The organism is Bradyrhizobium sp. USDA 4474 (assembly GCF_054057515.1).
Genome location: NZ_JBSRZJ010000002.1, coordinates 6,433,242 through 6,450,839, shown reverse-complemented (window position 1 = coordinate 6,450,839; position 17,598 = coordinate 6,433,242). Strand labels below are relative to the sequence as shown.

The following is a 17,598-nucleotide window of genomic DNA, read 5'->3' as shown; positions in this document are numbered from 1 at the left end:
GTTCAGTTCTGCATCAGCTGCTTCGCATTGTCGGGCGTAATGGCGGTGGTCGGCACGGTCACCACGGTCGGCACCTTGTCCGCGCAATCGAGCAGGATGGACTTTGCCATATCGATCGCCTCCGGGCCTCCGGTCGGATACGTGAAGGTTGCCGCCCACTCGCCTTCCGCAACCGCGCGGATGCCGCCGGCGGGCCCGGGCAAGCCATCAGTCCCGAGGATCTTCACCTGATCGAGCTTGCCGGCGCCCTTCGCCGCGAGACGCGCACCGGCCGCCATCATGTCGTTGCTCGCATAGACGGCCTTTATGTTCGGATGGGCCTGCAGCATCGCGGCGAACGCAGTCTGCGCCTTATCCGGCAGCCAGTCGGCGGCTTGTTCGGCGACGACCTGGACCTTTGCATTGTCCTTCACGCCGGCCTTGAAACCGTTGAGCCGTTCGACGGCGGGCGTCGAGCTTGGCAGGCCCTGGAGGATCGCCACTTCGCCGCCTTGCGGCAGGAGCTTGTCCGCGACGTATTTTCCCGCCTCCTCGGCGATCTTGAAATTATCCCCACCGATGAAGGCCGTATATTCCTTACCGGCCTCGCCGACCGTCTTGCGGTCGAGCTCGATGACGGGAATACCAGCCTTCATCGCCCGCGCGACCACCGGCGTCAGAGGCGCGGCCTCGAACGGAGAGATCAGGATCAGATCGACCTTCTGGGTGATGAAATTGTCCATCTGTGAGGTCTGCGTGTTCACGTTGCCGGCGCCGTCGGCGATCTGCAGCTTGAATTGCGGCACTTTCTTCGCCGCAGCGGTCAGCTGGTCGTTGACGTGCTGGCGGTAGGGCTCAGCATTGTTCGCCTGCGAGAAGCCGATGACGAACTCCCCGGTCTTGCTGCACTCCTTTGCGAGCGGTGCAGCCTGCGCTGCCCCGGCGACGAGCGTCGCCGTGCCGGCGCCCAGCACCAGATTGGACCAGAACCTTGCCTTCGTAGATACGCGTCGCATGATTTCACTCCCCTGTTGCTTCGAATATCCGCCACTCACGAGCGGTCACTTGCCGGCGGTCGCTGGTCACCACCAGATCCTGACGTCGCCATTGGGGTCAACGACCCAATCCCTCGCGGCGACGAACGAGAGATTGAAGAACCGCGGCCACGACGATGATCGCGCCGGTCGCGAGCAGCTGCAGCGCCGCATTGATGTTGTTGAGCTGAAGGATGTTGGCCAATGCGCCGAGCATGATCGCGCCTGCGATCGTGCCGATCATCGAGCCTGCGCCGCCGAACAGGCTGGTCCCGCCGATCACCACCGCCGCTATCGCGGTCAATTCATAACCGGTGCCATCGTTGGCGCTGCCGAAATTGAACTGGCCGGCGTGGACGATGCCGGCGATGGCCGACACGAGACCCGTGATCGCGTAGACCGAAATCTTGACCAGTGTGACCGGTACGCCGGAGAGCCGCGCCGCCCGTTCGTTGCCGCCGACGGCAAAGACATAGCGGCCAAAGCGCGTGAAGTTCAGCACGAAGGTGGCCACCATGGCGACGACGAGAAACACCAGAGTCGCGACCGGAACCGTGTTGTCGAACAGGCGATCGCCCAGCACCGAGAAAATCGGCGGCGCAAGACCCGGACCATTGCCGTAGGAAATGTTGATGTACTGATTGTTGGAGATCACCAGCGCCAGGCCGCGTGCGACCTGGAGGCCCGCCAGTGTCACGATGAAAGCCTCGAGGCGGAATCGGGTCGAGATCGCACCTTGCATGCAACCGAACAGGGCGCCGCAGATCATGACGAACAGCACGGTCGGAACAAGTCCCCAACCCCAGGTCGTCATGATCGTGGCGGTGAGCACACTGCACAGACTGAGCAACGCGCCGACCGAGAGATCGATCCCCGCGGTGATGATGACGAAGGTCATGCCGACGGCAATGATGCCCGTCTCGGAAATCGCCCGGACGATATTCGCGATGTTGTCCGGCGCCAGGAACAGCACCGAGCCGTGCCGTCGCGGCGAGAAGATGACGCCGCCGATCGCAACGAGGATCAGGCCGATGACGCTCTGAAAGCGCACCGCGATGGCGAAGAAATCGAGACGGCGCGCCGGTGCCGACTGCGCTGGCGCGGACTTCACGATTGTTGCGGCGTCATTCATCGCTGTCGTCCTCGTTGGATTCGGCTACCGCGAGGATATCGTCCTCCGCGGCGCCGGCGGGAAACTCGGCAACCGTGCGCCCGCCCCGCAGCACGACGATGCGGTCGCACAGGCCGATCAGTTCGGGCATTTCGCTGGAGGCGACGAGAATGCCGACCCCTTGCGCGGCGAGCTCGCGAATCCGGGCGTAGATTTCGCCCTTCGCCCCGACATCCACGCCGCGCGTCGGCTCGTCGAGCAGAAGCAGGCGCGGCTCCCCGAGCACCTCCTTGGCAAGTGCGACTTTCTGCTGGTTGCCTCCGGAGAGGGCGCCGACCGCGAGTTCCGGCCGCGGCGGCCGTACGTCGAATGCCTTGATCGCCTGACCGGCGAGCCTCGCCTGTCGCGCCTGCGACATCAGGAAGAACGGCGACACGCGCCGCAGCACCGAGGCAACGAGGTTGCGCTCGACGCTGTCGCGCAGCATCAAGCCGGCACCGCGACGATCGTCGCTGACGAAGGCGACGCCGGCGCCGCGCGCCTCCGGTATCGACGTCAGCCTGGCCGGCCGCTCCTCGACCTCGACGCGGCCCGACCAGGTGCCGGGGCCGCCAGCGCCATAGAGCGTCGAGAGCAGCTCGGTCCGTCCCGCTCCCATGATGCCGGCGAGACCGACGACCTCGCCGGCGCGCACCTCGAGCGAGACCTCGCGCGGCGCCCGCCAACCAGCCCTGGGCCGGCGCGGGCGATAGGCGGCCTGCTCCAGATGCAGGACGCGGCCGCCGAACGTGCCGCTACGGCGCGGATAGAGCTCCGCGAGGGGCCGTCCGACCAACAATGCCACCAGATCGGATTGCGGCGCGGTCGGCGGCGCCGTCCCCGCGATCCTGCCATCGCGCAAGACCGTCACGCGGTCGGCGACGCGCGGGACCTCTTCGAGCCTATGCGAGATGTAGACGATGCCGACACCGCGCCTTGCGATGTCGCGCATCACGTGAAACAGCCGCTGCACCTCCGCGGCGGTCAACGCGGCCGTCGGCTCGTCCATCACGAGAATTCGCGAGGCGTAGGTCAGCGCCTTGGCGATCGCGACGATCTGCCGCCTGCCGACCGACAATTCACCGACCGGCTGATCGACATCCACATCGAAGCCGATCTCGTCGAGCCTAGCCCGCGCCGCGCGGCGCATCGCGCGGCCATCGAGCACGCCGGCCCGCGTCAACTCCCGACCGAGGAACAGATTGGCGGTCACATCGAGGCTCGGGACGAGATCGAGCTCCTGAAAGATCGTGGCGACGCCCGCGGCTTGCGCGGAGCGCGGATCGGCGAAGCGGACGGAGGTCCCGTCGACGCGGATCTCGCCGTGATCCGGCGCGATCACGCCGGAGAGAACATTCATCAGGGTCGACTTGCCGGCGCCGTTCTCGCCGAGCAGCGCGTGGATTTCCCCGCTCGCGAGATCGAAATCGACGCCGCGCAACGCCTGCGCGCCGCCAAAGCTCTTGATGATGCCACGCATGGCGAGCAGCGGGGCCTGAGAGCCCGTGTTCATTTCGGCCTCCCGCAGGATTCGCGCTCGATGATAACAGCATCGAGTTGAATGGATCGCCGCGCCCCCTGCGGCGCGGCAATCCGCTCCATGAGTAGGAAGGCGGCGCGCCGGCCGATCTCTGCGCAGGGCTGCGCGACCAGCGTCAGGCGCGGCTCGAAGCAATCGGCCCATTCGAAATCGTCGAAGCCGACGATCGAGATATCTTTCGGCACCCGCAATCCGCGCCTGTGGATCGCTTTCATGATACCGATCGTCGCGAGATTGTTGCCGCCGACCAATGCGGTCGGGGGCTCATCGAGGTCGAGCAGTCGCTCCGCGGCCTGCATCGCGCTGTTCGTTGTCGCACTGCCGGTGACGAGAAGGCGTTCGTCGATCACGCCGGCGAGGCCCTCGCGATAGCCGGCGATGCGCTCGAGCGTGGTCGCGAATCCGGGATTGCCGCCGACATAGCCGATACGGCGATGACCGAGCGCGGCGACGCGTTCGACGAGATTGCGCATCGCCTCGCGGTTGTTGATGCCGACCTGATCGAACGCGGCATCGGGCATGCGATCCACCAGCACACAGGGCAGGCCCACGTCGCGCAGATAGGCGAGCGCGCGACGCCCGGGATCGGGGCTGGGCGCGAGAATAATGCCGTCGACGCGCCGCTGATGCAGCGCCATCACGACATCGAGCTCACGGTCCGGGTCATCCTCGGTGTCGGACAGAAACATCATCATGCCGAGGCGCGCGCATTCGGCCTCGATCGAACAGATGATGTCGCTGAAATAGGGATTGGAAATTGAGGAGATGGCGATGCCGACTGAGCGTGTCGAAGCGGCCTTCAGGCTCCGCGCCATCATGTTGGGACGGTAGCCCAAGGAGGCGATCGCCGTTTCCACGGCGCGCGCAGTATCCGGCGCAACGCGCCGCGTGCCGTTCACGACATGCGAGACGGTCGAGACCGAAACCCCCGCCTTGCGCGCGACATCAGCGATGGTCGCCACGTCCCCTCCCGTGCCTGGATAATTGTTGGGCAATCCAAGTTTTGCAGGACTATGGCATACGAAAACGTTTGCGCAATCGTTTTTCTATCTTGTATGCCAGTTTTTCTCGATCATTGGCGCGGCATTGCGCCCGATCAGCGCGGCGGGGCGCCGCCATCATCAGCGCGGTGACCGCATTCTCGGGAATGCCGATACTCATCAGGGGAATGAAGGAGCTCGAGAGCCACGGGGGACAACACTTCAGGCCGGATGACACCGTGTCTTCCGACGCTCCAACAGTTCGCGGATCAAAGGCAGACGATCATTGCCAAAATACATATCGGTTCTGTCAATGAACACTGTAGGCGATCCGAAGCCGCCGCGTGCGATTACCTCGTCCGTGTTGAGCCTGAGCTGATTCTTGACCGCCTCTTCGTTGATACCTCGGAAAACTTCCGCAGGATCGACGCTCACCTTCTTGCAAATGTTCGTCAGGACACAATCCTGGGAGATGTCCTGGTCCTCACCCCAATAGGCTTCGAACACGGCAGTTGCGAACGGGACCATCCCGTCGCTGCCGAGCCAGACGCAGCCGCGCATCGCTCTTACGCTGTTCACCGGAAAGACCGTCGGCGGCATCCTGATCACAAGACCGGCCGAACGAGCCCAATCGGCGAGATCTTTCAGCATGTACTGCGCTTTCGACGCGATCGGATTTTCGCGCGAGGCATAAACGCCCGGATTGACCGTATTGAAAATGCCGCCAGCCAGCACGGGTCGCCACGAAAGCGGCTCGCCAAACTCCTTCGCCAATTTTTGAATGTTGTGGAAGGCCAGATAGGTCCACGGACTTGAGCAGTCGAAGAAAAACTCGATCATCGATCGTTACACTCACCATCTCTCCGGTACGCGATTTTGCGGGCCGGCATTTCGATTTTCACTCGCCAGAGGCCTCCATGCCGTTCATTCCGTGACGAACCTGGATGCGCCGAACATGGTTCGCCTTGCTTCGTCGGAGAACGGCTCTTTCACGAATTTGCCGACTGCAAGGCCGGCCTGAACTTGTGGCCTTTCGCGAACTTCCGCATACCAGCGCTTTACGTTCGGGAAGTCGTCGAGTGTGAAACCTTGCGCCTTATGGGTCATCGTCCAGGGGAAGCAGGCCATGTCGGCTATCGTGTATTCGTCGCCAGCAACAAAGCGCCCGGTCTTGCCCAATTGATTATCAAGCACACCATACAGTCGCGTTGCCTCACGCTGATAACGGTCGATCGCATACGGGATCTTCTCCGGCGCATAGAGACGGAAATGACCGTGCTGACCAAGCATTGGTCCAAGCCCGCCCATCTGCCACATCACCCATTGGACAACCCGGGTACGGCCGCGCATATCCACTGGCAGAAAGCGTCCCGTCTTCTCGGCCAGGTAGATCAGAATAGCACCTGTCTCGAACACAGAGAGAGGCCCGCCACAGTCGGCCGGCGCGCGATCAACGATCGCCGGAATACGATTGTTCGGGCTAATGGCCAGAAACTCGGGCTTGAACTGCTCACCCGCGCGAATATCGATCGGAACGACGGTATACGGCAGCCCCAGCTCCTCGAGCAGGATCGAGATCTTCCAGCCGTTTGGGGTCGGCGCATAGTGCAAGTCAATCATTCCGGACCTTCCTCGAAATCACGATCGACCCAATTGCGCGCGCTGCTTGCCATCTCTGGACCCGACTCGACAACTCGCCACGTGAGCTCGATGTTGCTCGATCTAGGGATCAGCCGGCTCAAGTCTTCCTGTATTCTCCCTGGGTCTGTTCGACGAGCCGGGCAACGGACCCGGCCTGACGAACGTGTCCACCACGTTGCTCAGAAGCTGCGAGACATTGTTCTCGAATCCGTGAATCGGCAGGGCACTCCCGAATGCGATGGATCCGGTTGCAAATACTGCACCATTGTTGGGTGCCTCGAAGTACACCATATCGGCCCGCAGGATGTAGTTGTGCGTCCCGCTGAATCCCTGGTGGGCGTGGGCTCCCTCCTCGTCGTGGGCGATGTAGTTGTCGGGGTGTCCGCCCGAGGATGCGATGATCCTGGCATTGGGCGGCGTGCCGAACCCCAGCTTGTAGCAGTCGATCTCAATGCCCGCCGCTCCGCCGTTGCCCAGGCCGAAATCACCGATGATCTCGCCTTCGATCCCCTCGGTGATCCATGCGAGCGCGGGATCGTAGCTGTCGGGCATCCGCCGGTAGGGCTGGCTATGGGCGAAGCCTTCGCCGGCAAACGTATTGCCGACCAGCTTCTGTCCCCAGCGCTGGAAGCCGGTCCAGATTCCGCCCATCTGTCCCGTCGTGGCGAGGTAGTACTCGCCCGGCCGCGCCGCCCAGGCAATCCAGTGTCCACCTGTCTTGCGGCACTCCATGATCCACGGTTCGTCGTCGCGAAACGCCACATTGCAGCAGAAGCTGTTCGCGCCCATGCAGATAAAGCGACCGCCGCCGGCGATGTAATCCTCGTGCGCGTCGAGCATGCGCTCCGAATGATATTCCGGATGCGTGGAATTCAGAATGCACGCATAGGGCGCCATCGCTGCGACACCCTCCAGATGTACATCTTCGTCGGTCAGCACGTCGTAGTCGTAGCCCTTGTGCTCGAGCCATGCCAGGATCGAGAGGTCTGCCGGAAAATTCCAGGGCAAGTCGAAGGCGGCGATCCGGTATTTGGGCCGCATGTTCACCATCGGACGACGGTAGCTCGTGTAGCAGACGCCGGCGCCGTCCGCATGCGTGTCGTAGCACCCCGCACCGAATTCCGGATTTTCGTAGATTTCGATATCGACCTCGGAGACCGTCGGCGGCTGACCCGCCATTGGCTGCACGATCTGGCCGTCTGTTGCGAAGCGCTCGTTAGCATAGGCCAGATAGGTCGCGGTGGAAAACAACAGAGCAATTCGCGCCGTAGGCATGCGGGGCCGAACGAAAAAAACGATGTACTCTTCGGCCAGGCCCTTGCCGTCGCCGCCGCGTACTCTCATCGCGTAGGCTCCGCTGCGCAGCGTTTCGGGCAGCTCCAGCGTCTTTGTGGCTTTCCAATTGCTGTCGATCATCGCGTCGGCATGGAACTCGATGCCGCCGTATTGATGCGGGGCAAGCCGGAAGCAGTCGTTGCGGCCGTTCCAGTTGTAGCCGGTCTGTGCACGCACCGGCCTGTTGTACCCCTTCGCATCGAGCCGGTTTGGTCCAGTGTCGACTACGAGGTCGCCGATCCCACGATCTGTATACCCCTTCGTCGTGTCCCAATATGCGACCATGCCGTCCGATGGCGGCTTCCCGCCCGCGCGGATCGCATCGAGCTCGTCGCGAGCCAACGGGCGATCGAACACACCGCAACGATCGACCTTCCCGCAGTAGAGCTGCGACACGAAGTGACCGCGCAAGGCGTGCCAGTCGCGCGAGCCCGCCACAAGGAACGGCGTATCGGGCAGGTTGTTCTGCCTGAATCGAAACATCTCCGACACATGCGAGCGGTATTCGACGGGCGCGACCTTGCTGAGCAGGCTGTTGTAGCGGTTGACGACGCCTTCCTGGTGCAGCGTGGCGCGGCCGCTTCGCGCATCGAAAGTGGCCGCGACGAAGTACCAAGCCTGCTTGTGCAGCGGCAGCTCAGCCTGCAGGTAGTCGATCTCGTTTCCGCACCCGACCCAGAACTCCAGCCTGCCGCTTGGATTGATTCCAAGACCATAGCCGTGATTCCTGTCGTTGTCCCAGCGGCCCAGGAGGCATTGCCGATGCCCGACATCGGGCCATGTCGGCCAGATGAATGCGCAGAGCGTGATGCTGCCGTCGAGCGCGAGCTTGCGATCGGGGTCGGCCACCTCGAGGAAGGCACCGACCTGCGTGAACTGCTTCTCGACCTGCCAAGTGCCGTTGGCGACGCAGTCGATCTCTTCCTCGATGAATCCCGGACCATGCGGATGCTCGTCGCCATGGATCAGGCGCACGAGATGGGCTTCAGCGGTCGACGTCCCATCGGCACTGACATGAAATTGTATGGTATCGCCCGGCTTTACCGAGATCTTGTCTGCGTAACCGAATATCTTGATCTGCGCCATGGTGCGGAGTTTCCCATCGAGAAGCCGGACAAGGTGCCCTGCCCGGCAGACGTGTTGCGCTAGGTTTCGAGAAGGTCGCGGATGCAGCGCAGGAACAGGCCGTGACGGGCATCGTTCGCCGATGTGTAAATGGCACCATCGATCAAACGCGGTGGGACTCCCCGACGTCCTGAGAGCCTGACGACCTGATAGCGCCGGAACGGCTCGATTGCTCTGACCGCATATCTTTGTTCAAGCGGGCGTTGACGAAAATAGATCAACAGTCGCTCGAGCCTCTCGCTGTGCTGTCCCAGCGCCGATTGCCGGTGCTCCTCGATGACCTCGGGGTTCACCAGCCTCCGCAGATACTCGCGGCGGAAGCCGTCGAATCGATCCCGGACGATGATGTCGCGGTCCTCGGACCTGTCGTATTCGAGAGGCAGCATCCTCAGCTCTCCACCTGCAAATGTTCAACGTAAGCCATGGTCGCGGAACGCGCCGACGCGGCTCCCCCTGACGGATGCATCAAGCCCACTGCTTTTCCTCATTGACCCAGGCAAGCCCCGGCAATCGGCCGGCCCCCGCGAACGCCTCCACGACGTTCGCCAACACTCGGGATGCGCTGTTGCTGAAATTGTTGATCGGTAGCGATTGCGCGAAGGCGACCGAGCCACATGCAAACACGGCGCCACCATGGGGGGCCGTGAAGTAGGTCATGTCGGCATGAACCCGCCAGTCATACGACCCATAGAGCCCAAGGTAGGAATAGAGGACGAGCTGCTGGTTCACGACATAGCTATCCGTGTGGCCCCCTGACGAGGCGATGATCTTGGTGTGCGGCGGCGTGCCCAGAGCGCGGTCGTAATAATCGAGCGCCAGCCCCGCGGCGCCGTCGTTGGCAAGACCGGCGTCACCGATGATCTCGCCATCGACACCTTTGGTGATCCAGGACACTGTGCGGTGATAGCTGTCCGGCATCCTGCGGTAGAGTTCGCTCCGTCCACCGCCCGCGCTGCTCAGGCCTATGCCAACCAGCTTCTGGGTCGCCCGTCCGAGTACCTTCCAGGGACCACCACGCATCCCGTCCGTTGCCATGTAGTGCTCGCCGTAGCGGGACACCCATGGCTTGTATCCATCATCGCGGCGTCGACATTCCATGATCCATGGCTCGCCATCGCGGATGCCCGCCGTGGCGTTGAACCCGTTGCCGCCTGCATAGATGTAACGACCGCCGCCGGCGATATAATCCTCAGTCGCATCCAACATTTGCTCGGTGTAGTATTCCGGACGCGAGCCGCTGATAATGCATGCGTACGGCGACAGCGCCTCCGCCCCGTCGCGATGGAGGTCCTCGTCGGTCAGGACCTCGTACTCGAAGCCGCTCTGGTCCAGCCATGCGATGATCGATAGGTCCGCAGCCAATCCCGAAGCCACATCGAGGCTCGGCATCCTGTACCTCGGCCGCATGTTCATGACCGGACGGTGATAGGAGCTGTAGCACACGCCATTGCCATCGGCGTGCATGTCGTATGTCGACAGCCCGAAATCGCTTCGCATATACATCTCGATGTCGATATCGGACAGCACAGCCGACTGTCCCGTCAAGGCTTCGCGCTCCGGGTGATCGAAACTCAGGCGCTCGTTCGCAAAGGCAAGGTAGGTGAGCGTCGGAAACAGGAATGCAATACGCGCCCGCGGCCTTCCTGGCCGCACAAAGAACACGACATGCTCCTCGCTCACGCTCTTTCCCCAGCCGGATCGCAGCCTCATGGCATAGCAGCCGCTTTTGAGGCCGTGCGGCAGGGCGACGGTCTTGGTCGCCTTCCAATTGCAATCCGTCAGCGCGTCGGCATGAAACTCGATGCCCCCGAACTCCTGCGGAGCCAGGCGGAAACAATCGGTGAAGCCGTCCCAGTTCCAGCCGGTCTGGCCGCGAACGGGCCGATTGTATCCTCGGGCATTCAGCTTGTACCGACCGACGTCGACCACGAGATCACCGATGCCGCGATCGGTGTATCCCGCGCTCGTATCCCAGTACGCGACCAGGCTGTCCATCGCGGGCACGAGCCCGCTCCTGATCGTGTCGAGCTCGGCCGACTGTAGAGCCTGGCCAAATGCACCGCACCGGTCGATCTTGCCCCAATAGAGCTCCGACACGCACGTCCGCTGTTGCGCGTCGCGGCTACGCGAACCTGCCATCAGAAACGGAGTTGAGGCCAGGTTGCCGGGCCTGCTCCGGAAAGTCGCAGACGTGCGGGATTCGTAATCCACCAGCGCGACCTTGCCCAACAGGCCGTTGTACCTGTTGCCGACGCCGACCTGGTGCAAGGTCGTGCGCCGGGTCTGGGCATCGAAGGTCACGGCCACGAAATACCACATCTGCACCTGCAGCGGCACGTCGGCGGTCAGGCGCTCGATCTCCTCGCCCCGTCCGCTCCAAAACTGCAGATAGCCTTTCTCGTCAATGCCGATGCCGTAGCCCTGCTTCCGATCGCCGTCCCATCGGCCGATTATGGTCTGCCGCTTTCCGGATGCCGGCCATGTCGGGTGAACGAAGGCGAACAGAGTGAAGCTATTTGCGAACGCCAGCCGCGCCTCGGGGTCATCCACTTCGAGGAACGATCCTACCTGGGTGAATTGCCGCTCGACCTGCCACCTGCCGTTCGCGGTACACGCCACCTCTTCCTCGACGAAGCCTGGTCCTGATGGGTTCTGATCGCCATGGATCAGGCGCACCAGTTGCGCCTCGGCGGTATCAGTCCCCTCGGCGCTGACATGAAACTGAATCGTCTCACCCGGCTTGACCGAGATCCTGTCCGTGTAGCCAAAAAGTCTGACCGGTGTCACCGCCAACTCCCTCATTTAAAGCCCGCCGTCCGCCGCGCAGGTCGGAACGCTTCATCCGTGATCAGGACTCCAGCAGATCCTGAACGCGCCGCATAAAGACGCCGTGGCAGGCCTCGTCCGGCGTCGCGTAGATGCGGTCCTCCACCACACGCGGCGCTACGCCACGGTGTCCTGACAGGGCGACGATGCGATAGCCTTCGAAGCGTTCCACGGCCATGATGGCGTACTTCTCCACCTGAGGACGGGTACGGAAGTAGATCAGGAGCCGTTCGAGCGCCTCACTGTGCTGCCCGTTGAGGGAGTGGCGATGCTCCTCGATGATCTCCGGTGACACCAGGATCTTGAGATGGTCGCGGGCCATCTTGTCGTGGCGCCGCTGGTAGATGACGCTCTTGTCCTCGGTCTCGGTCGCTTCCTCGGGCAGCATCTCGCCGCCCTTCTCCGCTCGCGTCGATCGCCGCTCGCTCTTCTTCTTGTCGCGCCAGGCACGGAACTGCGCCTTGATGCCGAACAGCCCGTTACGCAGGTAGAGCACGACCAGGAGCATGATGAGCCCGATGATCATGAAGCGAGCCGGACCCCACGTATTCAGCACCTGGTCGAAGAACACAACGATGAGCGTGCCGACCACCGCGCCTTCCGCGCGTCCAACGCCGCCGATGACCAGCATTGCGAGGCCGAGCAGCACGGTATCGAAGTTGAAGATCGAGAAGGCCACCCCGCCGAAATTCGAGGTATAAAATCCGCCGATGAAACCCAGCGCCGCCGACGAGATGAGGAACACCCAGACGCGCGCCTGGCGAAAGTTGACCCCGGTCGCCTCGGCGAAGGCCTCGCGCTTTTCGGGCGCCATGCGCAGGATTCGTCCAAGCCGGCGGCCGTTGACGAACCGGTAGAGCAGCAAAGCCAGCAGCATCAGGCCGAAGCAGGCGTAATACGCCAGCAGCAGCTGACCTAACTGCGACCAGTCTTCCGGTATGTAAGTCGCGGCGCCGTACAGGCCGCCATTCGCAGACCCGAACTCCTTTGACGTCACGAAGTAGACCCGACAGAGCTCGTTGAGCCCTAGGGTGAGAAGCGCATAGTAGAATCCGTCGAGCCGCGTTGCCGGCAGCGCGATGATCCCACCGAAAGCCAGCCCCACCAGAGCCCCGATCGGTGGCAACAACCACCAGGGCAATGCGAACTTGACGGCAAGCAAGGCCGTCACGAACGCTGCCGTCCCGGCGACTGCATAGGTTGCGAGCGAAAAGACGCCCGCGGTTCCCATGATGAGCATCCAGCACAGACTGATAGCTGCATAGATGCCGAACGTGGCTCCCGCCGTCAGCAGCGTGTTCTGCAGATCACCTGGCGTGAACAGGGGAGCGATGGCCAGCGCGAGAAGCCCCAATATCCACCAGAGGGGCCGCTTGTCGACGATCGTCTTCTCCGCGCGCAAGGTCTTTGGGTTGTACTCCCCGCGCAGGCGAAGCACGCGGCGGCGGGTCGGCCAGTAGCGAAGGCGATTCCACATCGTTCCGCCGTGGCCTGGCCATTTGTAGTAGTAGCGAAGCCGGCCGAGGGCATTCAGCTTCGTTGCCGATCGACGAGTTCTTTCCCAGACCTCCTGATGGCTGCGGAACGGAATGGTCGGGAGCTCTTCGACGTCGCGCTTGCCGCCCCACACGAAGAGCGGATTGCGCCACTTGATGCCGCTATCCATTGACATTGCTCAGGCCTCCCTCGCCCTGTCGAGCAGCCCGGCAATTCCGCGCGGGCGGACCAACAGAATGGCGATGATCACGACGAACTGGGTGATGAGAACGTACCGGCCGCCGATCGATATGCTCGTCAGCGCCTCGTTGAGGCCGAGCACGATGGCGGCGATGACGGCGCCGCGCACGCTGCCGAGCCCGCCGCAAAGCGCAATGCTGACCCCCTTGATCATCGGCATCAGTCCGCCGAACGGCGAGACGTAGTAGGTCTGGGAGAGAAGAACGGCCGCGAGACCCGCCAACCCGCCCGTGATGCCCATGACATAGAACGAGGTTCGCCGAACGCCGATGCCGACGATGGATGCCGCATGCGGATTCATCATCATGGCGCGGATTTCGAGGCCACGGCGGCTCGACTGCATCCACCTCAGAACGACCGCCAATATCAGGACGGATGTCACCACGTTCCCGATCTTGTCGGCCGTGAAGACCACACCCGGCAAGGACACCGACCAGTTGCCGAAGATATCCGGCAGACTCTTCGAACGCGGGCCGAACCACCAGAGCAGACATTGCGTGCCGATCAGATTGATCGCGAGCGTCGCAATCAGACCTCGAATGGTGAAGTGTGGCTTGTCGTGGATCGGTATGAACCCGATCGCGCAGATGATCACTCCTCCGAGCGCGCCTGCGAGAATACCCGCCGCCAGCACCGCGGGCCCGGATGTGGAGACATGCTGCGCAAACAGCCAGGCGCCATAGCCCGAGAATGCGAATATGAAGCCGTAGGCGAGGTTGAGCAGGCCAAGGCTCGACCAGGTGATCGAATTCCGATCGCAAGCGTGCCGTAAATGCACGCAAGGACGATGGTGTTGCTGACGATGAACCAGATATCCACGTTTTACGCCTTTCGATAAACGTTCAACGCGAGGGCCGCCGAGGCCTCACCCTTGAGCTTTCCGACATGCATGCCGATGACGCGGTCGACCCGTCCTTCCAGCAGCGCGACGTTCTGCTCCGCGATGATCATCGCGGCATTCCCGAGCTTGACGGCCATCAGAGCGTTGATCACGCTCTTGCCGATCTTGGGCGCCAGCCCGAGCGATGGCTCGTCGACGAGGAACAGCGACGCGTCCGTCATCAGGCCGCGGCCGATCGACACCATGCGCCGCTCCCCGCCCGACAAGCGCCCCACGGGTACGCTCATCAGCTTCCGCAACGGTGGAAATATCTCCAGGATGCGGAGCTTGCGCGCAGCGCGATCGCGCCAGGCCGCCGCGGTGTAGGCCCCGGAATCGAGATGCTCCTCGACGGTCAGGCCATGGAAGATCTCGTCGCCCTGAGGAATCAGCGCCAATCCTGCGCGCACGATTTCGTGGGTGTAGCGCCCCGGCCCCTGGCTTCGCGTGCGACCGACCTCCCTGCCGTTCAGCTTGATCGAGCCGCGCTGCCAGCCGGTAAGTCCGGCGATTGCATAGAACAGGGTCGACTTGCCGTGGCCGTTCAGGCCGACGATGCCGATCCGCTCCCCACACTGGACGACGAGGTCAAGATCGTGGATGACGCGAACCGGCCCATAGCCTGCGGACAGTCCGTTGACGTTCAGGACTTCGCGCTGCGGCTGACGTGCCGGAGCTCCCGGCAAATGGTTGCTCACGGAGATATTCATGTATCCGCCTCTTCGCTGAAGTCCTCGAAGTAGGCCGCGTGAACCTTCGGGTCCGCCATGACGTCGTCCATCAGGCCCTCGGAAATGACCTCCCCGGCGTCCATCACCAGAATGCGGTCGGCGATCGTCCCAAGGAGTTCGATGCGATGCTCGACGATGAGGATCGCAATGTTCATCTCCTTTGCGAGGATCCGCAGCAGAGTATCGATCTCGTCGACCTCCGAATTGATCAGGCCGGCCGCCGGCTCGTCCAGCAGCAGCAACGAGGGCCGGCGCATCAGCAGGCAGGCCAGCAACAATTTGCGCCGGTTGAAGGTCTCGAGCTGCGTCGCCGGCGTGTCGTCACTGATCTTCAGACCGACGAGGTCGGCGCCATATTCGGCGTCGAACCTCGTGAGAAACGGACGGTGAGCCTGACGCGCCGCTTTGAACGTCTCGCCGACGGTCAGTTCGTCAGGCACCACCGGCGTCTGGAACGTGCGGCCGATCCCCAGGCGCGAGCGGGAATACAACGGCAGGCCCGTAACATTTTCACCCTTGAACCACACTGAGCCGCTCTTTGGCGGCATACGGCCGGACAGGATTTCAAACAGACTGGTCTTGCCCGCGCCGTTCGGCCCGATGATGCCCAGCACTTCCCCGGCCTCGACATGCAGGCTGATGTCGCGGAGGATCTCGCGACCGCCGAGATCGAGCGCGATGCCGGTGCAGGAGAACAGGGCGGCCTTTCCGCCCCGTTCAGCTGCATCGTTTCGGGAGATTTGTCTGAGCATCAGCTCCACCACGGCGCAGAGATCAGCTTCGTTTCCGAGACCGGGCCGGGATAGACGATCTTGTGCTCGCCGCCCTGGATCTGGACATAGAGCTGCGCGACGCCGGCCTCGAGCTTGCGCGCCTGCAATTCGTCGCCTCCATTGTCCGGGAAATGGAGCGCTTCCTGATATGGGTTGCCCATATCGACGTAGCCGCAGACGCCGCGCTGCGGGTTGGTCCGGATCCAGTCGCAGACCTCCCTGAACTTCCGGGGATCGCCGACTGCTTCCCAGGCCTTCTTGAGGTAGTAGGTCTGATCGTAAGCAATGCCGGTATAGGCAAGCCCGGCAATGCCGGGGAAGCGCTTCTTGTACTTCTGCCTGTAGGCGAGCCCCCTCTGGTCACCATAGATGCCCATGGTCGTGCCCCAGACGAAGCCGTTCGCCGCCGAACCGGCAAGCTCGAGGAACTCCGGCTGCGAGGGGCCGTATTGTAGGTAGACGAGCGAGTCGCGCACGGGGCTTGCCACAAACTGCTTGCAGAAAGCGGCGTATTCAGCAGCCACCCAATGGTCCACCATGATCGCGGCGGCATCGACCTCCTTCATCTCGCGAATGACCGGTGCCCAGTCCTGCACGGGATACTGGATATCCGTAATGCGGGCGACCTCGAATTTGCCGCGCCGCTTGATCGCTTCCTGGGCCGCGCGCGATATCGTTTGGCAGTAACCGATCTGCTCCTGAATGATGTGAACCTTGCGGTTCTTCGGCTTCCAGACGCCCCCCTGCTCCTGGTCTTCCAGCCAGACAGCATAGCTCCATCCGTAGTTCACCTCAGAGGGACAAAACTGGAAGATGTGACTGTATTTGTCCGGCTGCTCCTTGACGGCAGCGGTGCCGGCGCGTTGCGCGTTGCCGTTGATGTAGGGACATTTGTACTTCGCCGTCGCGTCCATCGCCGGCAAGGGGACGAGCGTGAACGCAAAGGAGATCGCGTCGACCTTGGCATCAACGCAGGCGGCCAGCGCCTGCTTCGAGGATTCCGGGGAGAGAACATTCATGTCCGTTGTGAACAGCTTCAGCGGCCTGCCGAGGATGCCGCCTGCGGCGTTGATCTCTTCCATCGCGAGCGTCGTCCCGTTCAGGAAGTCCTGGTGATCCGCGACACCCGCTGCAGCCGTCTGACAGTAGGGAACGCCGAGAACGATCGGTTGTGCGGCAAGCGCCGACCGTCCGACAAATGGTGCGGCCATGGCTGCACCGATGCCCGCGGTCACTGAACGCCTGGTGAGTTTGAGAACCATCCGAGCAACCTTTCCAGCAATGGCGCGCGGGTTCTCGGCATCACGACCGAGACCGGGCCGGACCTCTGTTAGAGCAAGACGATGCGCGCAAACACCGTCGGGTGGTGCGGCCTCGATCCGGATCCCACGGACTGTGGTGGTTTCGGCCGAACCGCATTTGTCAGAGCTTCGGTCTTCTGCCGATTTTCGGCAATACGTCAGCTGACCGATTTTGAAGTGGCCTGGAGGGCCTGGTGTGAGCCAGAACTACGCTGCGGGTGCGAACTGAGCTCAGCGTGACGACTTGCGCAGCAAGCCGCGCCCAGATTTTCATCAGTCGGCAGCGCGGAAGGTCATCTTGCGTCAGAATTGCTGGCCTTGAATGAGGTGCAGTGTGACACTGTTTTGACTAAAGGAGTGACCGCCTCTAACATGTTGCAGCTTCCAGCTCGGCGTCTCAGTTCGATCGGGACGATCGAGATAGGAGAGCGAATGACCACATCGTCATGTGGCAGCTCGCATTGGTTGGCGCGGTCCTTGCTCTGCTGAGGACGCGAAACACTACGCGGTGCCGCCGGTCCAACGGATCAATAGCGGCCAAGAAGAAGATTTGATCAAGAACCGTT

15 protein-coding genes are annotated in these 17,598 nt (G+C 62.5%); all 15 read right to left on the bottom strand.

What is annotated here, in order from left to right:
- Positions 1 to 2: 2 nt before the first annotated feature.
- Positions 3 to 995: a substrate-binding domain-containing protein gene (locus ACVW16_RS31815; protein ID WP_456702932.1), complete on the bottom strand. Its 993-nt coding sequence runs from the start codon at positions 993 to 995 to the stop codon at positions 3 to 5.
- 97 nt (positions 996 to 1,092) lie between these two features.
- Positions 1,093 to 2,145 carry an ABC transporter permease gene (locus tag ACVW16_RS31810; protein ID WP_456702931.1) on the bottom strand — a complete coding sequence of 351 codons (1,053 nt, stop codon included), beginning with the start codon at positions 2,143 to 2,145 and terminating at the stop codon, positions 1,093 to 1,095.
- Entirely contained in the window at positions 2,138 to 3,676 is a 1,539-nt protein-coding gene (locus ACVW16_RS31805; protein WP_456734751.1) for a sugar ABC transporter ATP-binding protein, read from the bottom strand. Before ACVW16_RS31805 ends, ACVW16_RS31810 begins: the two co-directional genes overlap by 8 nt.
- Positions 3,673 to 4,665, bottom strand: a complete 993-nt coding sequence (locus tag ACVW16_RS31800; RefSeq protein ID WP_456702929.1) for a LacI family DNA-binding transcriptional regulator — start codon at positions 4,663 to 4,665, stop codon at positions 3,673 to 3,675. The genes ACVW16_RS31805 and ACVW16_RS31800 overlap by 4 nt, the downstream gene beginning before the upstream one ends.
- 49 nt (positions 4,666 to 4,714) lie before the next feature.
- Positions 4,715 to 4,864, bottom strand: coding sequence for a hypothetical protein (locus ACVW16_RS31795; RefSeq protein WP_456734750.1), 150 nt, complete (start codon positions 4,862 to 4,864; stop codon positions 4,715 to 4,717).
- A 41-nt stretch (positions 4,865 to 4,905) separates the two neighbouring features.
- On the bottom strand, positions 4,906 to 5,523 hold the full coding sequence (locus ACVW16_RS31790; RefSeq protein ID WP_456802545.1) for a DsbA family protein: 618 nt from the start codon (positions 5,521 to 5,523) through the stop codon (positions 4,906 to 4,908).
- A gap of 84 nt (positions 5,524 to 5,607) precedes the next feature.
- The gene (locus ACVW16_RS31785; protein ID WP_456734748.1) at positions 5,608 to 6,303 is read right to left on the bottom strand and encodes a glutathione binding-like protein; all 696 of its coding nucleotides are present in this window, start codon (positions 6,301 to 6,303) and stop codon (positions 5,608 to 5,610) included.
- Positions 6,304 to 6,405: 102 nt separating this feature from the next.
- Positions 6,406 to 8,745, bottom strand: coding sequence for a N,N-dimethylformamidase beta subunit family domain-containing protein (locus ACVW16_RS31780; protein ID WP_456738508.1), 2,340 nt, complete (start codon positions 8,743 to 8,745; stop codon positions 6,406 to 6,408).
- A gap of 59 nt (positions 8,746 to 8,804) precedes the next feature.
- The gene (locus tag ACVW16_RS31775; protein WP_456734745.1) at positions 8,805 to 9,170 is read right to left on the bottom strand and encodes a hypothetical protein; all 366 of its coding nucleotides are present in this window, start codon (positions 9,168 to 9,170) and stop codon (positions 8,805 to 8,807) included.
- Between the two features lie 79 nt (positions 9,171 to 9,249).
- Positions 9,250 to 11,571, bottom strand: coding sequence for a N,N-dimethylformamidase beta subunit family domain-containing protein (locus ACVW16_RS31770; RefSeq protein ID WP_456734744.1), 2,322 nt, complete (start codon positions 11,569 to 11,571; stop codon positions 9,250 to 9,252).
- Between the two features lie 61 nt (positions 11,572 to 11,632).
- Positions 11,633 to 13,282: a branched-chain amino acid ABC transporter permease gene (locus tag ACVW16_RS31765; RefSeq protein ID WP_456734743.1), complete on the bottom strand. Its 1,650-nt coding sequence runs from the start codon at positions 13,280 to 13,282 to the stop codon at positions 11,633 to 11,635.
- A gap of 3 nt (positions 13,283 to 13,285) precedes the next feature.
- On the bottom strand, positions 13,286 to 14,125 hold the full coding sequence (locus tag ACVW16_RS31760) for a branched-chain amino acid ABC transporter permease (RefSeq protein WP_456734742.1): 840 nt from the start codon (positions 14,123 to 14,125) through the stop codon (positions 13,286 to 13,288).
- A gap of 44 nt (positions 14,126 to 14,169) precedes the next feature.
- On the bottom strand, positions 14,170 to 14,937 hold the full coding sequence (locus ACVW16_RS31755) for an ABC transporter ATP-binding protein (RefSeq protein WP_456734741.1): 768 nt from the start codon (positions 14,935 to 14,937) through the stop codon (positions 14,170 to 14,172).
- The gene (locus tag ACVW16_RS31750) at positions 14,934 to 15,722 is read right to left on the bottom strand and encodes an ABC transporter ATP-binding protein (protein WP_456742049.1); all 789 of its coding nucleotides are present in this window, start codon (positions 15,720 to 15,722) and stop codon (positions 14,934 to 14,936) included. Before ACVW16_RS31750 ends, ACVW16_RS31755 begins: the two co-directional genes overlap by 4 nt.
- Positions 15,710 to 16,942: an ABC transporter substrate-binding protein gene (locus ACVW16_RS31745; protein WP_456802544.1), complete on the bottom strand. Its 1,233-nt coding sequence runs from the start codon at positions 16,940 to 16,942 to the stop codon at positions 15,710 to 15,712. Before ACVW16_RS31745 ends, ACVW16_RS31750 begins: the two co-directional genes overlap by 13 nt.
- Between the last annotated feature and the right edge of the window lie 656 nt (positions 16,943 to 17,598).